Source organism: Curtobacterium ammoniigenes NBRC 101786 (assembly GCF_001571045.1).
In the GTDB taxonomy this organism is placed as follows: domain Bacteria; phylum Actinomycetota; class Actinomycetes; order Actinomycetales; family Microbacteriaceae; genus Curtobacterium; species Curtobacterium ammoniigenes.
In genome coordinates this window covers 550,842-571,936 of sequence record NZ_BCSV01000001.1, presented here as the reverse complement: position 1 = coordinate 571,936, position 21,095 = coordinate 550,842, and the positions used below count along the sequence as shown (strand labels likewise).

The following is a 21,095-nucleotide window of genomic DNA, read 5'->3' as shown; positions in this document are numbered from 1 at the left end:
GCATGACGATCGAGAGCGAGATCGCCGCGGGCACTCCCGATCGAGTGACCTTCACCGACGCGCCCACCGTCGTGTCGGTGCGCAACGTGTCGAAGCGGTTCACGATTCGCAAGGACAACTCGCTGAAGGAGCGGATCGTCACCCTCGGCCGCGCCGGTCGCCGTCACAGCGAAGACTTCTGGGCGCTTCGCGACGTCAGCCTCGAGATCGAGGCAGGCAGCACCATCGGACTCCTCGGACCGAACGGATCCGGAAAGTCGACGCTGCTGAAGATGATCGGAGGCATCCTCGAGCCGACCTCCGGGTCGATCGAACACCGTGGACGACTCGCCGCGCTCATCGAACTCGGTGCGGGCATGCACCCGGACCTCACCGGTCGCGAGAACATCTACCTCAACGCTGCGATCCAAGGCCTCTCCCGCGAGGAGGCCGAGTCGAAGTTCGACGCGATCATGCAGTTCTCCGGGATCGGTGAGTTCATCGACACCCAGGTGAAGTTCTACTCGTCCGGTATGTACGTACGGCTGGCATTCGCGGTCGCGATCAACACCGACCCCGATGTTCTGCTCGTCGACGAGGTCCTCGCCGTCGGTGACGAGCAGTTCCAGAAGAAGTGCATCGACAAGATCCGCGAGTTCCAACAGCAGGGTCGCACGATCATCCTGGTGTCGCACTCGCTCGGACAGGTCCAGGAACTCTGCGACACCGCGGTCGTGCTGCACGAAGGCGTCATCAAGTACCAGGGTTCCGCTCGCCTGGCCGTGAAGAATTTCCGCGAGATCCTCGAGGGTCGCCGCGTCGCAGAGGCCGAGGCCGCCCACCCCGAGGAGACCGCGACACCCGGGAAGGTCGAAGACGTCACGCTGCGCGTCAACGGCGGCATTCCCACGGGCGAGGTGCGGCCGGGCGACGACATCACCGTCCGGATCACCTACTCTCACACCACACCACTCGAGCACTGGCATTCAGGCATCAAGGTCGAGAACCAGTTCGGACACCTCGTGTACGGCACCGACAGCCGTCAGCTCGGGATCACGCACAGCCCACTGCACGGCCGGGCCACGATCGAGTACACCCTGCCGAACGTGCAGTTCGGCGGGGGCCCGTACTTCGTTCACGTCTTCCTCGCGAAGGCGACCGGCGAGCACATCGCGATTCAACGCGAAGCCGCTCGATTCGTCGTCGCGGACGACGACACACAGACCGGTGTCGCACGGGTCGCAGGCGCCTTGCACGAGATCGACGGCTGAGTGCAGCGGTTGTCGGTGCTCCTGGACGCGACCAGCATCCCGCCCACACGTGGCGGTGTCGCGCGCTACATCTCCGGTCTGCTCCGCGGCCTCGAGGATGCCGGCTTCCTCGTCGACGTCGTTGCGAAGCCCGACGATGTCGCCTGGCTTCGAGCACAGGCGCCCGCTCACCGCTACCTCGCGGCGCCGGAAGCAGTGCGGCGGCGACCCGTCCGCTTCGTCTGGGAGCAGCTCGTCCTCCCTCGTCTGGTCGCCCGCCTCGGCGCGACGACGCTGCACAGTCCCCACTACACGTTCCCGATAGCGATCGCCGACCGCACCGTCGTCACCCTGCATGACGCCACGTTCTTCAGCGATCCTGCTGCGCACTCACGGCTCAAAGTGATGTTCTTCCGGTTCTGGACACGCTTCGCGCGGCGAGCGGCACGTGCGCTCGTCACCCCGAGCGCCGCGACCGCAGCGGAACTCGATCGCACAGCGAACCCGACCGCCGTGCCGACGGTGGTCGCGCATCTCGGGGTCGACCTCGAGACGTTCCACCGGCCATCCCCGGACGAGCGCGCTGCGTTCGCCGAACGGCTCGGACTCACCGCGGATGCCGGCTGGATCGCGTTCCTCGGGACCATCGAACCGCGGAAACAGGTGCCCGCACTCATCGCAGCGCACCGCGCGTGCGGCGAGGCCGACTCGGCAACGCCGCCCCTGATCGTCGCAGGCGGGATGGGCTGGGACCAGGAGGCACGCAACCTGCTCGAGCAGGCCGGGAACGTCCCAGGGCGCCCGGTGCGCGCGGTCGGATACCTGCCGATCGAGGATCTGGCCGCGTTCCTCGGCGGCGCGACGATCGTCGTCTACCCGAGCATCGCAGAAGGCTTCGGGCTTCCGGTCCTCGAAGCAATGGCGACCGGCGGCAACGTTCTCACGACACGGCGCCTCGCGATCCCTGAGGTCGGCGGCGATGCCGTCTCCTACGCCGAGCCGTCCGCGGACGCGCTGGCCGAGGCCATGCGCGCACTCCTTGACGAGGACGCAGGCTCCACTGCGCGCCGTCGCTCAGCCGCGCACGCGCGCGCCGCCGAGTTCACGTGGCGCCGCTGCGCGGAAGCCCACCTGGCGGTCTACTCGTGAGCGCGGCGCGAGAACCATTCCCGGACGGCCCGACGACGGCGATCGTCACGGTCAGCTACAACTCTGGCGACGTCCTGCCCGGATTCCTCGCCTCGACGGAGGCAGCCGGCGCCGCTCCCGGTCCCGTGATCGTCGTCGATAACGATTCCTCCGACGCCCCCACCCTTCGCGGCATCACCGAGGCGGCGGGCGCCGTGTTCGTCGAGCTCGGCGAGAATCGCGGGTACGGCGCCGCAGTGAATCACGCCGTCCGGACGCTCCCGACGTCCGTGCGGTGGGTGCTCGTCTCGAACCCCGATGTGGTGCTCAAACCGGGCTCGCTCGACGCGCTGCTCCGAACCGGCGAATCAGCACGCGACATCGGCGCGGTCGGTCCGCTCATCCTCGAGCCCGACGGCAGCGTGTACCCGTCCGCACGCGCCGTGCCGTCGCTCCGCACCGGTATCGGGCACGCCCTCTTCGCGAACATCTGGCCGGACAATCCGTGGAGCCGTCGCTACCACCGCGATGGCGACCACTCGCAGCGGCGTGACGCCGGCTGGCTGTCGGGGGCGTGCCTCCTGATCCGACGGGACGTCTTCGACGGTCTCGGCGGTTTCGACGAGCGATTCTTCATGTATTTCGAGGATGTCGACCTCGGGTGGCGGATCGGTTCGAGCGGGCTGCGCAACGTCTTCGAGCCCGCCGCGGCGGTCATGCACACCGGCGCGCACAGCACGCAGGCGCACTCCTCGCGGATGCGACGGGCCCATCACGCGAGCGCGTACCGATTCCTCGCTCGCAAATATCCGGGGCCTTGGTTGATGCCGTTGCGAGCCGTATTGCGCATTGGACTCGCACTTCGGGCCAGAATGCATTGACGGGCTGCCGGTCCGCAGCACGAACCAGCACCACAACACCGAAGGCGCTTATATGACTCTCGCCGCCACGCTCATGGTCCGCGACGAAGCCGACATCCTCCCTGCGTGGCTCGACTATCACGTCGCCCAGGGCGTCGACATCTTCATCATCACGGACAACGGATCGACGGACGGCACCACCGACCTGCTGACCGCATTCGCCACGCGCGACGATGTGATCGTCGATCTCCGGCACGATCCGGTGCACCGCAAGCAGCAGGGTCAGGTCGTCACGCAGATGGCCCGGGACGCAGCCGTACACCACCACGCCGACTGGGTGATCAACGCGGACGCCGATGAGTTCCTGATGCCGAAGCAACGGTCGCTGACGCTCCGCGACGTGTTCGCTCAGCTCGAGCAGTCGGTCGGGGCCTTCACCGTTCCGGTCGTGAACATGGTGGGCCGCATGGCGCGCACCGGAACCGGGATCGAACGCCTCCACTGGCGCGACGAGCGATCGCCCGAACAACTCGCCGCAGTCGGACTGCTCGCCCAGCCGTCGCCGAACACCATTCACGTCGGCGACCCCGACGTGACCGTCGCCCAGGGGAACCACCAGGCGAGCGTTGCAGCGGGATCCCCAGTCCCAGAGGAGCTCGAACTCGAGGTCTTGCATCTGCCGTGGCGGTCCTGGCAGCAGTACGAGCACCGCGTCGAGATCGCCGGACGCGCGTACGAGGCGAACCCAGACCTGACCCCGAGCCCGAACCACCACGGTATGCGCGACTACCGGCGGCTTCACGAAGGGGTGCTTCGTGCGTACTTCGCGCTTCGATTCGTCACTGACAGCGACGCGAAGCAGGGTCCGTTCCGGCGGGATGACTCGCTCGCCGCGTTCTTCCGAGCCGTCGAGTCGACGCCGTCAACCTCACCCGAGTCGCTCGTGCCGAGCGGCGAGCTCGCGACGCTGGTTCGGTTCGGACAAGCCCTCATCCGGCGGGACGCGCTCGTCGCCGATGCCGCCGTTGCACGCGCCGACGCCGCCCTGTGGCGGGGCACTGCCGACCACGAGCGTGCGCGCGCCGATGAACTGCTCGCGCGCGTGAACGATCTGGAGCGCGAATTGCACGCGCAGCAGCAGCGTCGCATCGTGCGGATGGCCGATCGGCTCGGCGGGATCGCGCGGCGAGCTGCGCGCGGCAGGTGAGCCGACCAGCGCTCGGCACCAGCTGACGGTTCAGCCGTCGTCGCGCTGCGGCGACCCCGCTCGCCGCATCGCACGGACGGCGAGCACATCATCGAGCAGGACACGCGCCCGCCGTACGAACGAGTGCTCCTGCCCGATGGCCAACGCACGCTCCCGCCGCTCTGCGGCCGATCCTCTATCAGCGAGCGCAGCGCGGCGCAGTTCGTCGACATCGCGCACGGCGAGGGCCGCCCCGCGGAACACCTCCGTGAGCCCGGCGACCGGATCGGTGAGCACGATAGCGCCGGCCGCGGTGGCGTCGAAGATCCGATTCGAGATGAAGCCGCCTGCAGCCATGTCCGGCCAATGGTCGTTCAGGACGATCCTCGCAGCACGGTAGAGGTCCGGGAGTCGGTCGTTGTCGACGAACTCGCCGGCAACGACCCCCGTCGGGAGCATCCCGCGCCACCCCGCACCCCACACGGTCACCGGCAGCCCTGCCGCAATCGCGTCACTGACGATCGGGCGCATGACGCCGCGGGTCTTCCCGACGAAGACGATCTCCGCGGCAGACGGGTCGCGCGGGCCGTCCGGCGTGAAGCGGTCGGGGTTGGTCGCCTGGAGAAGCGGCTCGACGTGCAGCGCGGTGCGCGCGCTCACGCCAGCAGCCCACGCCGGTCCGGCCGCGTACCGCAGGTCGAACCGCGCCAGCTCGGCATCGTCGACCAGACCAGGATGCGAGATCACCCAGATGATGTTGATCGCGCCGTACACGAGCGGCGTGTCGTCGAGCCCGCGGAGCACAAGGCTGACGTCGTCGAGATGCTCGGAGAGCGGTCGCTGATGCGACTCACGATGATCGATGATGACGTCCTGACCGAAGGACCGCAGCGCGTCCGCGAGGTCACGCGCAAAGAAGAGGTCTCCCCAGTCATCGCCCCGCGGCCCGGGATGCGCCGCGATCTTGACAGACCACCGGAGGCGTTGCTTCCGTTCCCGGATTGCCGCGATATCCGGACGCCACCCGGCGCGAAGCACCGGTTCCCGCAGCGCGACCGGTTGGCCAGCTGGCTCTGCGCGAACGTCGGCGACCTCGAGTCCGAGTCGGCCGAGCGCCGCGCCCGTCGCGACATCCGGTGCCGAGCGCCAGACACCGAGCGACGCCGCCGCTCGCTGGTCGTATCGGCGCTCACGGAGCTCGTTCGCCCGGTACACCCGATCGAACGGCAGCACGACCACGCGCTTGCCGACGGCCCGTGCCGAGTCGTAGCTCCAGCGGGCGACTGCGCTCCGCGTGTCGACGGTGTCGATCGGGCGCGCTGCCGATTGCGTCAGGAAGGCTAAGCACGGCTCGTCTGCTGCAAAGGCCTCGTGGAGCCCGACGCGGAGCCCGTCGTCACGCGGATGCCCGCGAAGCAGCGACGCTGTCGGAGCGCCGGGAATCGGCAGTGCGGCCCCGGCACTCCGCACCACGTCATCGGACCCGAGGACCCGGGGTTGCGCAACGGCGACGTCGTCGCCGACCGACGCGACGAGTTCCCGGAGGGCGCGAGCCTCAATATCGATCATCGTGTCGAGAACCGCGCTGATGCGCCCCGTGAGCTTCGGAAGCCCTGCGGCGAGCGCCCCGCCCCACGTGGCCCACACTCTGGCGCTGGCGACCCGAACCGAGTCGCTGCCGTCGACCGTGTCGTAGGTGCTCGACGGGGCCGCGTGAATGTCGTAGACGACGACGAGGACCACATCCGCGCCGGCGGACCAGGCTCGCTCGAGCAGCACCTCATGCCGATGCGCCAGGTAGTCGGCGACGGGTGCGGTGATCAGGACAGACAGGCGCTGTGTGGGCGAGTCAGGCGGTCCGGACGGGTCGATCCCCGTCGCAATCGGGAGGCGCGCAGGCGGCGGCGTCGGGATCGTGCCCGCTGCGCGCCGCCGACGGCCCCACATGGCTACTCCTGCAGCAACCGTTGCAGATAGAGTCCGTAGCCGCTCTTCGCGAGCGGCGCGGCGAGCAGTGCGAGACGGTCGGCGTCGATCCAGCCGTTGCGCCAGGCGATCTCCTCGATGCAGCCGATCTTGTGACCTTGGCGATCCTCGATCACCTTGACGTATTCAGACGCCTGCATCATCGACTCGAAGGTGCCCGTGTCGAGCCACGCGGTCCCGCGATCCAGAACCTGCACGTTGAGTGTGCCGTCATGCAGGTAGCGTTCGTTGACCGTCGAGATCTCGAGTTCGCCCCGAGCGCTCGGGCTGATGGTCTTGGCGATCTCGACAACCCGGTTGTCGTAGAAGTACAGCCCTGGCACCGCATAGTTCGATTTCGGTGCTGCGGGCTTCTCTTCGATCGACACGGCCTTGAAGTCGTCGTCGAAGGCGACCACGCCATAGGCCCGTGGGTCGGCGACATGGTAGGCGAAGATCGTGGCGCCGTCGGTTTCGGTGTTGCGGCGCAGGTTGGTGCCGAGTCCCGCTCCGTGGAAGATGTTGTCACCGAGCACGAGCGCGACGCGGTCGTCACCGATGAACTCCTCGCCGATGATGAACGCCTGCGCGAGCCCGTCGGGCGACGGCTGCACGGCGTACTCGATCTGCATGCCGAGGTGTTCGCCGTCGCCGAGGAGCGCGCGGAACTGCTCGTTGTACTCCGGCGTGGTGATCACGAGCACATCGCGGATTCCCGCGAGCATCAGGGTCGACAGCGGGTAGTAGACCATCGGCTTGTCGTAGATGGGCATGAGCTGCTTGGAGATGCCCTTGGTGATCGGCCACAGGCGCGTGCCGGAGCCTCCGGCCAGGATGATGCCCTTCATCGGGCACCACCGGTCCTGAGGGACTCCGTGTAGGCGACGCACTCGTCGTAGCTCGGCAGGAGACCGGCGTCCGCTGCCTGCTCGAGGGTCGGCGCGCTCGTGTCCTTCTCGCTGAGGATGGGGTCGGCGATGCTGTCCGGAAACTGCAGACCCACCGCAGGGTCGAGGATGCTGATCCCCTTCTCGCGCTCCGGGTCGTAGTGCGCGCTGACGAGATAGCTGACGGTCGACGCGTCTTCGAGCGCCACGATCGCGTGGCCGAGCCCCTCGGACAGGTAGACGGCGCGCCGATCGACGTCGTCGATGCGGACCGAGTCCCATTGGCCGAACGTGGGCGAGCCGACGCGGATGTCGATGATGAAGTCGATGAACGACCCGCGAACCGCGGTGACGTATTTTGCCTGGCTCGGCGGGATGAGGGCGTAGTGGATCCCGCGGGCGACGCCGCGCGCGGAGACCGACATGTTGACCTGCCGAAGGTCGAGCGCGTGGCCGACCGTCTCGGCAAGGACGTCGGCGCGGTACGACTCGAGGAACACGCCCCGTGCATCGCCGTGTTGGACGGGCGTGAACTCCCACGCACCGGGGACGTTCAATTCGCGGATCTGCACCGGGACAGCCTAGCGTCCGGGCTCGGGAGCCCACGCGGGCCCGGCGGGTTCGCGCGCGAGGTCGCGCGATGCGTCGTCTGGAACGGCACCTGCGGCACCATCGGTGCCCTCACCCGTCTCCTCGTCGATCGCCGCCTCCGACAGCTCGAACCCTGTCCCCCCGGCGGCCACGACGGACCGGCTGACGAAGAACGAGAGCACGCACGTTCCGACGGTTCCGAGGAGGAAGATCACCGTGACCGGGATCGGACCGCCGGGAGGCGCCCATGGCGTTGCGTGCAGCAGGTCGCGCCACGGAGCGGTGATCCCCGTCGCATACCGCCGGTAGGTCACGACCCACGCGGTGAGTTGGCCCACGCCGGTCGCAGCGGTGACGATCGCGACGATCCGAGGCGCATCGAGACGGCGAAGCACATAGCGCTCCGCGGCGATCCCAGCGATCAAGATCATCGCGACGTAGACGGGCAGCGTGTAGCGGCCTTGCCAGATGTAGCCGAAGGTCTTCACCGAGGGCGCCTGCACGATCGGCGGGACGAGCACCACCGCGACCATGAGCAGGAACGCACCGAAGGATCGGCGCTTGAACCCCGCTATCACGACCGCCATGACGACGAACCCGGTGATCGCAGCCCATCCGATGTACACCGCGCCCGGCAGGGACGTGTCGAGCCAGCCTGTGCGACCGACCATCATCCGGCCGAAGTCCGTGGTGTTGGTCAGGGTGGTGATGAACGCCTTTCCGAAGCCATCGTGCGGCGTGCTCGTCGGGATGAACCCAGCGGGCGCGCTGATGAAGAGCGTCCAGAGCGCGGCGACGATCATTCCCGCGACGCCCACGGCCAGGCCGACGAGGACGGACCGACGCCGAAGCAGGTCTGCGGAGCCCCGGAAGGGGAACGAGATGACGACTGCCAGCAGGATGAGGAACACGTACAGCGGTGAGAGCGCTCGCGTGTTTCCCACGAGCACGCCGGCGATCGCGATGAGTGTCATGCGCTCCGCAAGTCGGTGGCGCGTCGGATCAGAGACGACGAGCCATGCCAGCGCGGCGAGCGCCGCACAGCCGACGATCTCCGTGCTGTTCGGGTTGACCATGCCGCTGAGGTACATCGCTTCGGGGGTCAGCGCGATAGCGGTCCACGCGAGGAAGGCCGGCGCGCGACGGAGCTGCACGGCGGCGAAGAACAGAATCCCGATGAAGAAGCTGTTGAGCAGCGCGCTCACGAGCCGCATCGCGAACCACGCCTTGTTACCGGCGAGGAACAGTGACGGCACGCCGACGATCGCGTAATAGAGCGGGTTATAGGCGCCGACGCCCGTTAGCTTGGGCACGAGCGCCCTGCTCGAACTGACGTGTTGCGCGGGGACGCAGGCGGCCGAGACGTTGGCGTGGAATGCGAAGCAGCTGATATCGCCGCCGGGAACCGAGACGTCTGCGGGAACCTCGACGTAGGTCTTCCCCGGGTACTTGGACGGCGACCCCCCGGTGAGCTCGCCGTGCACCGTCGCCTCGGCCTTGACGATATGGTCCGGCTCGTCGGGAGACGACGACATGGGGCTGCCCACTGCCCACGCTGCACCGATCAGAAACGCGCAGAGCCAGCCGAGGAACAGCGCACGCCAGGGTGTCAGCCATCCGATTCGAAGACCGGTCCGAGGTGCGCGAGCATCAGCGCGGACGGGAGCGGCGGATGAGGTCGTCGTCACCCGAGCAACACTAACGTCACTCGAATGCGCTACCGGTGGCGCCGCCTCGTGTTCAGAAGCACGCGCTCCCAGGTGGCATCGGCCCCGATCATGCGCCCCGCGAGCACTCGGGACCGGAGCGCGTCGCCGGCACGAGGATCCGTGATCGCGGCGAGGATCGCGGCACGCCATGACGGCGTCGTGTTCGGCACGAGCTGCACGCCCTCGCCACGCATGTGCCGATATGCCTCGGCGTCGCTCGCGACGACCGGAAGCCCGAGCAGCCCGTAATCGAGGATCTTGAGGTCGCTCTTCGACCGGTTGAACTCGTCGTCGGCGAGCGGCGCGACTGCGGCCGACCACCGGTCGGCGTTTCCGCGCATCCAGCGAGTGAACTCGGGGTAGTGCGTCCACCCGTCGGGGATGGCGAGGCGATCCCACCATGCGTCCGGCCCCGAGGCGGGCGTGACCCCGACGAGCTCGAGGTGAACGGGCCTCCCGTCGTCGGTTGCAAGCTCCGCGAACACGTCGCGGAGGAGCGCGAGGTCGTCGCCGTGGGTCGTGGAACCCGCGTAGAGGACCCGGACGACGTCGTCATCCGGCGTCGGCAGCATCGTCACCGGATCGTCGACCCAGAACTCGGGGTCCAGTTCGTTCGGCACGAACGCGACGAGCGCCGACGTCCGCTGCTGCACGATCGCTGCGAGCCGTGGACTGGACACGAGCACCGCGTCGGCAGCGCGAACCAGGTCGGCGACCGCCTCCAGACGGTCAGGGGCGAACTCGGTCGCACGCAACCGACGCCGCGCCGACTCGGTGAAGAAGTCGTCGTCGATGTCGACCACTAGGCCCGCGCCTGCGGCGCGGACCGCGGCCACAAAGGCGGGTTCGAGCGCGGCGTCGACTGCGTCGCGCTGCACGAGGACGATGTCGTAGCGTGCGTCATCCGCCCCGGAAAGGAGTCTTCTGGGATCGAGGCGCCGCGCCCGGATCCGCCCGGAGAGGACGGACCGGTTGATCCGTCGCGTGACGCGGATGTGCGCCGTGGCGGGGTGCACGCCGTCGACCCCGTGCACGACGTAGCCGACGAGCGGCGGGAGCGGCGGGGGCTGGGGCGACGGTTCTCGCGCCGGGCGCAGTGCACGCCGAGCGCGCGCGACGATGCTCCGCAACAGGCCCGCGGCGCGCATCCGCATGCAGCGATCATGCCGGATTCACGGCAGGTTCGGAGGCTGCACAGCAGGGCGGCCAGCGCGAGTGCGGTGCCGCCGATAGACTCCTGGGCGGCCTCACGCTCCTCGCTTCGGAGCGCACCGCCTCATCGACCGTTAGGAATCGCTTTCGTGAAGATCCTCGTGACCGGCGGCGCCGGATTCATCGGCTCGAATTTCGTCCGCCGAACGCTGCAGGACGCCTACCCGGGGTTGGAGGGCGCCGAGGTCGTCGTGTATGACGCCCTCACCTACTCCGGCAACGAGGCGAACCTTGCATCGGTCGCGGACTCGCCGCGCTACTCCTTCGTGCGCGGCGACATCCGCGACGCGGACGCCCTCGACGCGATCGTTCCCAGCGTCGACGCGATCGTCCACTTCGCGGCCGAGTCGCACGTCGACCGCTCGGTGCGCGACTCCGCGATCTTCGTCGAGACGAATGTGCTCGGCACGCAGCGGCTGCTCGACGCGGCACTCCGCCACGGCACGCAGCGATTCGTGCACGTGTCGACCGACGAGGTGTACGGATCGATCGCCGAGGGGTCCTGGACCGAAGAGCGCCCCTTGGAGCCGAACTCCCCCTACTCCGCGTCGAAGGCGTCGAGCGATCTGCTCGCCCGCAGCTACCACCGCACGCATGGACTGAACGTCTCGATCACCCGGTGCTCGAACAACTATGGCCCGTACCACTTCCCCGAGAAGGTCATTCCGCTGTTCGTCACGAACCTGATCGACGGCAAGCACGTTCCGCTGTACGGCGAGGGGAACAACGTCCGGGACTGGCTGCACGTCGACGATCACACGCGCGGGATCGCCATGGTTCTGACGCGCGGACGCGCCGGCGAGATCTACAACATCGGCGGCGGAACCGAGCTCACCAATCTCGAGCTCACCCAGCTGCTCCTCGACGCCACCGGGCGCGACTGGTCGTTCGTCGACCGAGTCGCCGACCGCCTGGGCCACGACCTGCGGTACTCGGTCGATATCTCGAAGATCCAAGCGGAACTCGGCTACGAGCCGCAGGTTCCGTTCGAGCAGGGGCTTGCCGACGTCGTGCAGTGGTATCGGGACAACCGTTCCTGGTGGGAGCCGCTCAAGGAACGCGCGGCGCTCGTCTGAACACCATGACCCGCTTTCTCATCACCGGTGCGGGCGGCATGCTCGGTCAGGATCTCCAGGCCGTCCTGCAGGATCGTCCGCACACCGCGCTGACCCGCTCGCAGCTGGACATCACGGATCTTGACGCGGTGCGCGCCGCCGTGGTCGGCCATGACGTCGTCATCAATGCTGCCGCCTACACGAAGGTCGATGACGCCGAAACCGACGAGGCGGCTGCGGACGCCGTGAACGCCGCGGGGCCCCGCATCCTCGCAACGGCGACCGCGGAAGTCGGCGCCCGGCTCATCACGCTGTCGACGGACTACGTGTTCGACGGCAATGGCACCGCTCCCTACGCGGAAGACGCGCCGACGGACCCCTTGAATGCGTACGGGCGATCGAAGGCGAAGGGCGAGGCTGCGATTCGCGCGCTCGCACCCGACACCGCGTCCGTAGTGCGAACGGCGTGGATCTACGGCGAGCACGGCCCGAACTTCGCGGCAACGATGCTCCGGCTCGCACGGACGCACGAAACCGTGCAGGTCGTCACCGACCAGGTGGGTCAGCCGACGTGGACCGTCGACCTGGCCAGGCAACTGGTTGCCATGGTCGACCATGACGTGCCCGCTGGCATCTACCACGCGACGAACGCTGGTGAGGCCTCGTGGTTCGAGTTCACCCAGGCGATCTTCGCTGAGTCGGGCCTCGACCCGGCCCGCGTGCTTCCGACCGACAGCAGTGCGTTCGTGCGCCCCGCGCCCCGTCCGGCCTACAGCGTGCTCGGACACGCGGCATGGTCCGCGGTCGGACTCGCACCGATGCGGCACTGGCGTGCGGCATTGCACGCCGCCGTCGAGTCGGGCGCCCTCGGACGCTGACACGCCCCATCTCCGGCTGGAGCATGGCATCGACATCATCGGCTGGAGCCGCAGCGCGATTGGTACGATCACACACCACCGTCCGACAGGAGCATCGCAAACATGACCGTCCTCCGTGTGGTTGTCGATCAGGTGCTCGCTCCGATCGCCGGAGGCATCGGCCGGTATGCCGAGGAACTCACCCGTGAGCTCATCGCGACAGCGCCCACCGGGTGCTCCGTCGAGGCGATCGTCTCCGCGGTGGGACCGGACGAGATCGAGCGACTGAGGACGCTCCTCCCGGGCCTCGCGAACATCGAGCGCCTGCACCTTCCGCGCCGTGAGCTGTCGATCGCGTGGCAGGGTGGCATCGTGTCCCGCTCTGTGCGAAGCGGCCTCGTGCACGCGCCGAGCGTGCTCGCACCGCTGGTGAAGCATGGGCGGTCGGGAGAGGCCGGTCAGCAGACGGTCGCCACCGTGCATGACATCGTTCCGTGGACACACCCGGAGACGATGACGCCGCACGGCGTCCACTTCCACAAGGCAATGGTGAAGCGTGCGTACCGGTACGCCGACGCGGTCGTCGTCCCGACGCACGCGGTCGCGGCGGACCTCAACGAGATCCACCGGTTCGACGACCGCCTCCGCGTCATCGGGGGCGCCCCGACCGGTCGTCTCTCGGTGCCGAGCGACGCCGACCTTCGAGCCGAGCGGCTTGGACTTCCGCCCGCATACGTCCTCGCTGTCGGCACGCTCGAACCACGGAAGGGCCTCCGGTTCCTCATCGAGGGACTCGCTCACCCCGACGCCCCGACCGATCTCCCATTGGTCATCGTCGGACCGGACGGCTGGGGCGATGTCGACGTTCTTGCGCTCGCCGAGGAGGCGGGTCTCGCTCCCGGCCGTGTGAAGACGCTCGGCCGCGTCACCGACGCCGACCTCGCTGTCGCGTACGACCGCGCCACCGTGTTCGTCCTGCCGAGTCTCGCCGAGGGATTCGGCCTCCCGATCATCGAGGCGATGCACCTCGGCACACCGGTCATCCACTCGGACGCCCCCGCCCTGCAAGAGGTCGCCGCCGACGCAGGCGTCAGCGTCGCGCTCTCGCCACGCGATTCGTACGCGGAACGACTGGCACAGGCACTGTTCCAGGTCGTGCATGATCCCGAACTGCAGCGTCGACTCGCTATCGCCGGGCCCGACCGCGCACGCATGTTCAGCTGGGAAGACTCGGCGCTCGAGACCTGGCAGCTGCACGCCGACCTCTGATCTGCGCGGTCGCCCGTGCCGGACCAGGCGACGACCACGAGCGGTGCCGACATTGCACGGAACGTGAATTCTGCGGCGGGTTCTTGCGAACTGGAGTGGCCTGTGTGAAAGATGTACTCGAAAGTGACCGCATTTTCCAGCCCCCGCACTGGGCGTGGCGGTCTCCTGCCATCTCCGTACCCTCGATCGGGACGGCAGGGTCCCGGATCAGGCAGGAATCTCATGGCTCGTTCGAACAGAACATCGGTGCGCACGACGATCGGTATGTGCGCTGCGCTCACGGTGGCGCTGTTCAGCGGCGTTGCCGCCAGCGCGGTGCCGGACGGCTCCGGAGTCGCCCAGCAGCCGGGCGCGCGGAGCGCTCGGGTCGACACCGCGCGGAAGGCCGGCGCACCCCAGGCGACACTCACACCGCTCGTCGTTCGGCGAGCTGCCGCAGCGACCTCAACACCCGCGCCCTCCGCTGGCCCCGCGGGATCCGGATCCGCCGCGTCCGCTCCGGGTGCACCGTCACCCGCTGTGCCGGTCACGCCCGTTCCGTCGGCATCCGCCAGCCCCCTCGCCATTCCCACCGCACCGTCGGCGCCGGTCCCCGCCCCATCCCAGTCCGCAAGCGTGGATGGCAGCGCGCCAAACCCATCCCTCGCCGTCCAGAACGCGACCCACGACCATGTGATGGGCACCGTCTCCGCGGCAGAGGGAGCCATTCCGACGAAGCCGGTCATCCCGGCACCCGCGGCCGGATCGAGTGCGACGACTGCACCGTCGGGTGCCGCGGTTGGATCGACCGCGGCGACCACCTCCTTCAGTCCCGCTTCCTCGGGAGGCTCAACCCACCTTGCAGCGTCCGTCCAGCTCGCTTCGTCACCGTCGAGCAGCCTCGCTGCCGGGTTCGACATCAGCGCATGGCAACCGAATAGCGGCATCAACTGGTCAGCCAACGCCGCGAACGGCGCACGGTTCGTCTACATCAAAGCGACCGAGGGCACCGGGTACGCGAGTTCGCAGTTCGCTGCGCAGTGGGCAAGCGCGACCGCGGCCGGATTCGTCCGCGGCGCGTACGTCTTCGCAACGCCCAACAGTGCGAGCGGAGCCGCGACGGCGGACTATCTCGTCGCGCATGGCGGCGGCTGGTCCGCGGATGGGCGCACCCTGCCACCGCTCCTCGACATCGAGAACAACCCGTACGCCAATACCGGAGGCACGTGCTACGGACTGAGCTCGTCTCAGATGGTCTCGTGGATCACCGACTTCTCGAACGAGATCTTCGCCCGCACGGGTCGCTACCCGGCCTTGTACACCAACATCTCGTGGTGGAATCAGTGCACCGGCAACAGCGCGGCACTGAGCCACGATCCGTACATGCCGGCGTATTGGCCGTCGACGAACTTCTCCAGCCCGGGGACCCTCGGAGCCAGCTGGGTGACGTGGAATCTCTGGCAATGGGCGGATGCGGGCGCGTTCCCCGGCGATCAGGATGTGTTCAACGGGTCGGTGAGCGCGTTGCAGGCGTTCGCCGCGAACAGCGCTGCACCGCCGATCGGCAGCCTCGACTTCGTGCAGAGCACCTATGGGTCAGTGACCGCCGGCGGCTGGGCAGCGGATCCGTCCACGTCGGCATCCACCGAGGTCGAGGTCACCGTCGATGGCACAGCCACCCGCGTCCTCGCGAACGCCACCCGCGGCGACATCGCGGCCGCGTACCCCGCGCTCGGCGCGGCGCACGGCTTTACGACGACGATCCCCGCATCGGCCGGCGCGCATACCGTGTGCGCCACGGCGTTCACCGTGGCCGGCGCCCATGCGCTTTCCCTCGGCTGTCGAACCGTCACCGTTCCGGACGCCTCGCCATTCGGCTCATTCGACGCAGCCGTCGGCGTGCCGAACGGGGTGTCCGTGGGCGGATGGGCGATCGATCCTGATGCGACATCGGCGACGCCCGTCCAGATCACGGTCGACGGCGCAGTCGCCAGCACGCCGGTGGCCTCGACGGTCCGTACCGACGTCGGACGCGCCTTCCCGGGGTTCGGGCCCAACCATGGATTCGCCGCGACCGTCTCCGCGGCTCCCGGCACGCACACCATCTGCATCACAGCGATGAACGCGAACGCGGGGCAGAACGCCTCGTTCGGCTGCAAGTCGGTCTCCGTCCTCAGCGGATCACCGATCGGGTCGTTCGACGTCGCCGACACCAACGGACTCGGCGTGCACCTCGGCGGTTGGGCACTCGACGGCGACACCACGGCGTCGATCTCGGTTCGGATCACCATCGACGGCGCATCGAGCACCGTCACGGCGAACGCGAATCGATCGGACATCGGTCGATCGTTCCCCGGCTATGGATCGGCGCACGGGTTCGACGTCACGGACAGCCTGCCTGTCGGGAACCACACGGTGTGCATCGTCGCACTCAGCTCAGGCAGTGGTTCCGACACGAACCTCGGATGCAAGCCCGCGTCGATTCAAAACCAGGCGCCGATCGGCAGCCTCGATGTCGCGAACGGCGGGTCGAGCACGATCAGCGTCGGCGGCTGGGCGCTCGACCCGAATGCAACCGCACCGATCAGCGTCGATGTCGTCGTCGACGGTGCATCGCATACTGTCACCGCGGACAGTTCACGCCAGGACGTGGGCAGAGCCTTCCCCGGGTACGGGTCGGCGCACGGCTTCACAGCCACGATCGCTGCTGGTGCCGGCTCGCACAGCGTCTGCGTCACCGCCCGTGACACGTCGTCTGGCGCGACGACAACGCTCGGCTGCAAGACCGCAGATGTCCTCGGGACGAATCCGCTTGGCTCGTTCGATGTGCTCACGGCGACCAGTACCGGGGTCGACATCGGCGGCTGGGCGATCGATCCGGACACGACCGCCTCGGTTGCGGTGACCGCGACCATCGACGGCTCGCCCCGCACCATCACGGCCAACGTGGCGCGATCGGACATCGCGCGCACCTTCCCCGCGTACGGCGCACTGCACGGATTCGATGACATGGTCGCGCTCTCCCCCGGTGCGCACACGGTGTGCGTGACCGTGAACAACACCGGCGCCGGCAGCAACACCGCGCTCGGGTGCAAGACGGTGAACGTCGTCAACGGAACGCCGATCGGGAGCCTCGACGTGGTCAGCACCACACCGACGAGCATCTCGGTGGGCGGCTGGGCGCTCGATCCGAACACGGCGTCGTCGATCACGCTCGAAGTCTCGATCAACGCATCGACGAGCACGCTCCTCGCGAATGGAACGCGCACCGACATCGCGCGGTCGTTCCCCGGGTTCGGGGCAGCGCACGGATTCGCGGGAACGTACCCGGAGACGCCGGGCTCGTACACGGTCTGCGCATACGGCGTGGACACCACGACGCTCAGTGCATCGCAAATCGGCTGTAAGAACGTCACGATCGCGAACGCAGCACCGGTGGGGTCCCTCGACGTGCTGACCGCAACGAGCACTGGGATCACGGCTGGCGGATGGGCCCTCGACCCGAACACCACCGGCTCGATCCAGATCCGCCTCACCGTGGACGGATCGACGACCCAGAACGCGACGGCATCGACGCGGAGGGACGACATCGCTGCCGCCTACCCGGGGTACGGATCGTCGCACGGCTTCTCAGCGACCATCACCACGGCACCTGGCACGCACCAGATCTGTCTGTCGGCGGTCGACTCCACCACCCAGGCGCTCAGCCCGCTCGGCTGCAAGACCGCCTCCGTCGCGAACCTGGCGCCCATCGGCAGCTTCGACACGGTCAGCGGGTCGAACAGCGCGATCACCGTCGCAGGCTGGGCCATCGACCCGAACACGATCGACTCGATCACGATTACCGCGACGGTCGATGGGGGCAGCCCGCAGGTGGCTCCGGCGAACACGACCCGCATCGACGCAGGGCTCGCCAACCCGGGCTACGGTTCCTGGCACGGCTTCAGCACGGCGCTGTCGGCAGCACCGGGTTCGCACACCGTGTGCGTGACCGCGAACGACACCAGCGGTGGCCCCGGAACGAACCTCGGCTGCAAGTCGGTGACGGTCAGCGGCTGATCCCGGCGTCGGGCGAATCCTGCCGCGCCCGACGCAGGGCAGCGGCCTTCTCCTCGACCACGGTCTCCAGGCTTGCGGCGTACTCCGCCAGCCGCGCCGAGACCGCTTCGTCGCTCGTTCCGATGATCCGGGCGGCGAGCAGCCCGGCGTTCGCCGCACCATTGATCGCCATCGTCGCCACCGGGATGCCCGCCGGCATCTGCACGATTGACAGCAGCGAGTCGAGCCCGTCGAGGCGGGCCAGCTGCACCGGCACGCCGATGACCGGGAGCGTGGTGAGCGAGGCGACCATCCCCGGCAGGTGCGCCGCGCCTCCCGCCCCCGCGATGATGACGCGGATCCCGCGATCGGCCGCCGCGCGACCGAAGCGCACCATCTTGTCCGGCGTCCGATGCGCAGAGACCACATCGGTCTCGTACGGAATCCGAAGGCGGTCGAGGATGGCTCCCGCCGGCTCCATGGTTGGCCAGTCCGAGTCGGACCCCATGATGATCGAGACGAGCGGTGCGGACTGCGGATCGGTCATGGGTCGATCGTACGTGCGCCGTCAGTCGAAGCGCGCTGCGGCCGCCCGTGCACGGTACGTGACGTCGTCCACATCGTCGCCGGCGACGGTGACATGGCCGACTTTCCTTCCCGGGCGGGGCGCCTTTCCGTAGAAATGAAACTTCGCCTCCGGGAACGCGTGCAGGGCACCCGGGTAGCGCGCGGCAATGTCCCCATCAGCCGGGCCACCGAGCACATTGATCATCACCGCGGAGGGCGCGAGCATCCCCGTCGCGCCGAGCGGCAGGTCGAGCACCGCGCGGAGATGCTGCTCGAACTGGCTGGTCGTTGCGGCGTCGATTGACCAGTGGCCGGTGTTGTGCGGCCGCATGGCGAGTTCGTTGATCAGGAGACGATCGTCCTCGGTCTGGAACAGTTCGACCGCGAGGACGCCGGTCACGCCGAGTTCGGTTGCGATGCGAACGGCGATCTCCTCGGCCGCGTCGGCGATACGGCCTGCCGAGTCTGGCGCGGGCGCGATCACCTCGGCGCAGACGCCGTCGCGTTGCACGGTCTCGACGACGGGCCAGGCGACGATCTCGCCGGATGGCCGGCGCGCGACCGACTGCGCGAGTTCCCGCGTGAAGGCGACGAGCTCTTCGGCGAGCAGCGCGCCGAATCCGTTCGTCTGGAGATCCGTCAACCAGTCAGCGACGTCGTCCGGGTGTCGGACCACCCGGACACCTTTGCCGTCGTACCCGCCGCGCGGGGTTTTGACGATCGCACGCCCGCCGTGGTCGTCGAGGAACGCCTGGAGCGCTCCGGCGTCCGCGACCGCTGCCCAATCGGGAACCGGCAGGCTGAGCTCGGACAATCGCGCCCGCATGACGAGCTTGTCCTGCGCGACGGCGAGCGCGGCAGGGCCGGGGTGGACAGCGACCCCCGCGTCCACAAGCGCTCCGAGGACCTCCTGCGGGACGTGCTCGTGGTCGAAGGTGATGACGTCGACGTCACGCGCGAACCCGAGGACTGTGGGCGTGTCGTGGTAGTCCCCGACAGCGCTGGCCGCAATCCCCGCGCTCATGCCCTCATCTTCCGCGAGGACGCGAATATCGAGTCCGAGCTCGATTGCGGGCGGGACCATCATCCGCGCCAACTGGCCGCCACCGATCACTCCGACTCGCAACGCCATTTCTGAGAGTTCCTTCCAGCAATTCGGACACGGCCGCCAAACGCTTCCCGTACAATCCCGAAGTTCGTTCTACGCTGGACGGACGAGGATGGTGTGCCGAGGAATTCGTTCCAGACGCATCTCACTTTACGGACTTCAGGAGACAGGGTGCGACGTCTTATCGCGCAGTTCGCGAGCTTCGGCGTCGTGGGCGGAATCGGCTTTCTCGTCGACATCGGCGTCTTCAACCTCCTCCGCGCGACGGTGCTCGCCCCGTCGGAGGTGCACGCCGGCCCGATCCTCGCGAAGATCATCTCGACGATCTGTGCCATCGCGGTCAACTGGGTCGGCAATCGGTATTGGACCTTCCGCCACCAGCGCCGATCGGTTGCCACCCGCGAGGGCATCGAGTTCGTCATCGTGTCGCTCGGCGGTCTGCTGATCACGCTCGGCTGCCTCTGGATCTCGCACTACGTGCTCGGGTTCACGAGCGCACTCGCCGACAACATCTCGAGCAACGTCGTCGGTCTCGCGCTCGGCACGGCGTTCCGCTTCTGGCTGTACAAGGTCTGGGTGTACCACCCCGAGCGCGTCGCGAATGAGGCAGCGGCGGTTGCCGAGGCGCGCGCCACGGAGAGCGCACCGGTCGCCTGAGCCGCACGCGATTCCGCGGAGCGGCGCCAGGTGCGAGGTCGCGCGACATCGCGACAACCCCGCAAGTCTTCCGACGGCATCCCGCACAGCAGTGGGCGTGCATCGCCCCGCTTGGGAGGATCGGCGCATGTCCGCCTCCCTCTTCCGCCCGATGTTCACTGCGATCGTCGGCGTCGCCGTCGTCGTTGCCGTGAGCGGCTGCACTGGATCGCCATCGCCATCGCCAGCGCCCCGCGCTGCAGCCTCGACGCGTAGCACAGTGGATGCCGCGGCCGCGCAGGGTTCGCCGTCCGACGCCGGCACGAGCGCGCCGGCCGCGACGCCATCTGCGGTGCCCGCTGTGACCCCGACCGGCACGGCTCCGGCCGGCACGGCCCCGACCGCGGCGCTGCCGGCGACCACCCCCGACTACCAGGGCATCGGCGATCGGGTTGTCGCCGGTTCCGGCGGCACCGTCATCCAGATGACCGACTCCTCAGGGAACTGGACGGTGGTCGCTGCGACGTCGAGCGGTGCTGAGTCGCAGGCGGTCGTCGCGCAGACCACGGAGCGGGTCACCATCGGCCCGTTCGCGAAGTCGGGTTCGGCGTCCGAGCGCGCACGGATCGCTGGGCTCGTCGCAGCGCTCAAGATCGACGTCGTGCAGGCGGCCACGACGGCGGCCACGAAAGGCGGGGCGCCTGCGGGCAGTCTGGTGCTCGGCGGCAGTGGGTCGAAGCCGCGCTGGCACGTCACCCTGACGAACGGCCGTGTGGTCTCCGTCGACGGTGTCACCGGCGCGGCGACGAAGGTGTGATG

General features: G+C 68.4%; 17 protein-coding genes. 10 read left to right on the top strand and 7 right to left on the bottom strand.

The window, feature by feature from the left end; all coding sequences use genetic code 11:
• Positions 1-2: 2 nt before the first annotated feature.
• From CAM01S_RS02520 to CAM01S_RS02505, 4 genes are read left to right on the top strand one after another with little or no spacing between them, the layout of a single operon-like run.
• Positions 3-1,250 (top strand): ABC transporter ATP-binding protein, encoded by a 1,248-nt coding sequence (locus CAM01S_RS02520; protein WP_083527658.1) that lies wholly within the window; start codon positions 3-5, stop codon positions 1,248-1,250.
• A complete protein-coding gene (locus CAM01S_RS02515; protein WP_217999706.1) occupies positions 1,251-2,378 on the top strand; it encodes a glycosyltransferase family 4 protein in 1,128 nt (375 codons plus the stop codon). It begins immediately after the preceding gene.
• A complete protein-coding gene (locus CAM01S_RS02510) occupies positions 2,375-3,238 on the top strand; it encodes a glycosyltransferase family 2 protein (protein WP_066515852.1) in 864 nt (287 codons plus the stop codon). Before CAM01S_RS02515 ends, CAM01S_RS02510 begins: the two co-directional genes overlap by 4 nt.
• Before the next feature lie 52 nt (positions 3,239-3,290).
• On the top strand, positions 3,291-4,424 hold the full coding sequence (locus tag CAM01S_RS02505; RefSeq protein ID WP_066515851.1) for a glycosyltransferase family 2 protein: 1,134 nt from the start codon (positions 3,291-3,293) through the stop codon (positions 4,422-4,424).
• A gap of 30 nt (positions 4,425-4,454) precedes the next feature.
• Here CAM01S_RS02505 and CAM01S_RS02500 read toward each other — a convergent pair whose 3' ends face one another.
• From CAM01S_RS02500 to CAM01S_RS14785, 5 genes are read right to left on the bottom strand one after another with little or no spacing between them, the layout of a single operon-like run.
• A complete protein-coding gene (locus CAM01S_RS02500; RefSeq protein ID WP_066515849.1) occupies positions 4,455-6,350 on the bottom strand; it encodes a glycosyltransferase family protein in 1,896 nt (631 codons plus the stop codon).
• Between the two features lie 2 nt (positions 6,351-6,352).
• Complete coding sequence (gene rfbA, locus CAM01S_RS02495) at positions 6,353-7,216, bottom strand: glucose-1-phosphate thymidylyltransferase RfbA (RefSeq protein ID WP_066515844.1); 864 nt, start codon at positions 7,214-7,216, stop codon at positions 6,353-6,355.
• The gene (locus tag CAM01S_RS02490; protein ID WP_066515840.1) at positions 7,213-7,827 is read right to left on the bottom strand and encodes a dTDP-4-dehydrorhamnose 3,5-epimerase family protein; all 615 of its coding nucleotides are present in this window, start codon (positions 7,825-7,827) and stop codon (positions 7,213-7,215) included. The genes rfbA and CAM01S_RS02490 overlap by 4 nt, the downstream gene beginning before the upstream one ends.
• A 9-nt stretch (positions 7,828-7,836) precedes the next feature.
• Positions 7,837-9,534 carry a DUF2142 domain-containing protein gene (locus tag CAM01S_RS02485; protein ID WP_066515837.1) on the bottom strand — a complete coding sequence of 566 codons (1,698 nt, stop codon included), beginning with the start codon at positions 9,532-9,534 and terminating at the stop codon, positions 7,837-7,839.
• Between the two features lie 29 nt (positions 9,535-9,563).
• Positions 9,564-10,709: a glycosyltransferase family protein gene (locus CAM01S_RS14785; RefSeq protein ID WP_066515834.1), complete on the bottom strand. Its 1,146-nt coding sequence runs from the start codon at positions 10,707-10,709 to the stop codon at positions 9,564-9,566.
• Positions 10,710-10,856: 147 nt separating this feature from the next.
• Between CAM01S_RS14785 and rfbB the strand changes: the two genes are divergently transcribed.
• From rfbB to CAM01S_RS02460, 4 genes are all read left to right on the top strand, one after another.
• On the top strand, positions 10,857-11,843 hold the full coding sequence (gene rfbB, locus CAM01S_RS02475) for a dTDP-glucose 4,6-dehydratase (RefSeq protein ID WP_066515826.1): 987 nt from the start codon (positions 10,857-10,859) through the stop codon (positions 11,841-11,843).
• A 5-nt stretch (positions 11,844-11,848) separates the two neighbouring features.
• Positions 11,849-12,700, top strand: a complete 852-nt coding sequence (gene rfbD / locus CAM01S_RS02470; RefSeq protein WP_066515824.1) for a dTDP-4-dehydrorhamnose reductase — start codon at positions 11,849-11,851, stop codon at positions 12,698-12,700.
• A gap of 102 nt (positions 12,701-12,802) precedes the next feature.
• Positions 12,803-13,948 (top strand): glycosyltransferase family 4 protein, encoded by a 1,146-nt coding sequence (locus CAM01S_RS02465; RefSeq protein WP_066515811.1) that lies wholly within the window; start codon positions 12,803-12,805, stop codon positions 13,946-13,948.
• A 222-nt stretch (positions 13,949-14,170) separates the two neighbouring features.
• The gene (locus tag CAM01S_RS02460) at positions 14,171-17,986 is read left to right on the top strand and encodes a GH25 family lysozyme (protein ID WP_066515807.1); all 3,816 of its coding nucleotides are present in this window, start codon (positions 14,171-14,173) and stop codon (positions 17,984-17,986) included.
• On the opposite strand, the gene purE is transcribed toward CAM01S_RS02460, so the two are convergent.
• Both purE and CAM01S_RS02450 read right to left on the bottom strand, forming a co-directional pair.
• Complete coding sequence (purE, locus tag CAM01S_RS02455) at positions 17,976-18,512, bottom strand: 5-(carboxyamino)imidazole ribonucleotide mutase (protein WP_066515804.1); 537 nt, start codon at positions 18,510-18,512, stop codon at positions 17,976-17,978. The two genes, CAM01S_RS02460 and purE, sit on opposite strands and share 11 nt — an antisense overlap.
• 21 nt (positions 18,513-18,533) lie before the next feature.
• Positions 18,534-19,664 carry a 5-(carboxyamino)imidazole ribonucleotide synthase gene (locus CAM01S_RS02450; protein WP_066515799.1) on the bottom strand — a complete coding sequence of 377 codons (1,131 nt, stop codon included), beginning with the start codon at positions 19,662-19,664 and terminating at the stop codon, positions 18,534-18,536.
• A 147-nt stretch (positions 19,665-19,811) separates the two neighbouring features.
• On the opposite strand from CAM01S_RS02450, the gene CAM01S_RS02445 reads away from it, so the two are divergent.
• Together CAM01S_RS02445 and CAM01S_RS02440 are read left to right on the top strand one after the other, a co-directional pair.
• Entirely contained in the window at positions 19,812-20,297 is a 486-nt protein-coding gene (locus tag CAM01S_RS02445; protein ID WP_083527655.1) for a GtrA family protein, read from the top strand.
• A gap of 127 nt (positions 20,298-20,424) precedes the next feature.
• Positions 20,425-21,093, top strand: a complete 669-nt coding sequence (locus tag CAM01S_RS02440) for a hypothetical protein (protein WP_066515795.1) — start codon at positions 20,425-20,427, stop codon at positions 21,091-21,093.
• Positions 21,094-21,095: the final 2 nt, after the last annotated feature.

Excerpts from the sequence above, each read along its gene's own strand:
- CAM01S_RS02465 (WP_066515811.1), top strand. The coding sequence starts at position 12,803 with ATGACCGTCCTCCGTGTGGTTGTCGATCAGGTGCTCGCTCCGATCGCC.
- CAM01S_RS14785 (WP_066515834.1), bottom strand. The coding sequence starts at position 10,709 with ATGCGGATGCGCGCCGCGGGCCTGTTGCGGAGCATCGTCGCGCGCGCT.
- CAM01S_RS02505 (WP_066515851.1), top strand. The coding sequence starts at position 3,291 with ATGACTCTCGCCGCCACGCTCATGGTCCGCGACGAAGCCGACATCCTC.
- rfbD (WP_066515824.1), top strand. The coding sequence starts at position 11,849 with ATGACCCGCTTTCTCATCACCGGTGCGGGCGGCATGCTCGGTCAGGAT.
- purE (WP_066515804.1), bottom strand. The coding sequence starts at position 18,512 with ATGACCGATCCGCAGTCCGCACCGCTCGTCTCGATCATCATGGGGTCC.
- rfbA (WP_066515844.1), bottom strand. The coding sequence starts at position 7,216 with ATGAAGGGCATCATCCTGGCCGGAGGCTCCGGCACGCGCCTGTGGCCG.
- CAM01S_RS02460 (WP_066515807.1), top strand. The coding sequence starts at position 14,171 with ATGGCTCGTTCGAACAGAACATCGGTGCGCACGACGATCGGTATGTGC.
- CAM01S_RS02500 (WP_066515849.1), bottom strand. The coding sequence starts at position 6,350 with ATGTGGGGCCGTCGGCGGCGCGCAGCGGGCACGATCCCGACGCCGCCG.
- CAM01S_RS02520 (WP_083527658.1), top strand. The coding sequence starts at position 3 with ATGACGATCGAGAGCGAGATCGCCGCGGGCACTCCCGATCGAGTGACC.
- CAM01S_RS02450 (WP_066515799.1), bottom strand. The coding sequence starts at position 19,664 with ATGGCGTTGCGAGTCGGAGTGATCGGTGGCGGCCAGTTGGCGCGGATG.
- CAM01S_RS02440 (WP_066515795.1), top strand. The coding sequence starts at position 20,425 with ATGTCCGCCTCCCTCTTCCGCCCGATGTTCACTGCGATCGTCGGCGTC.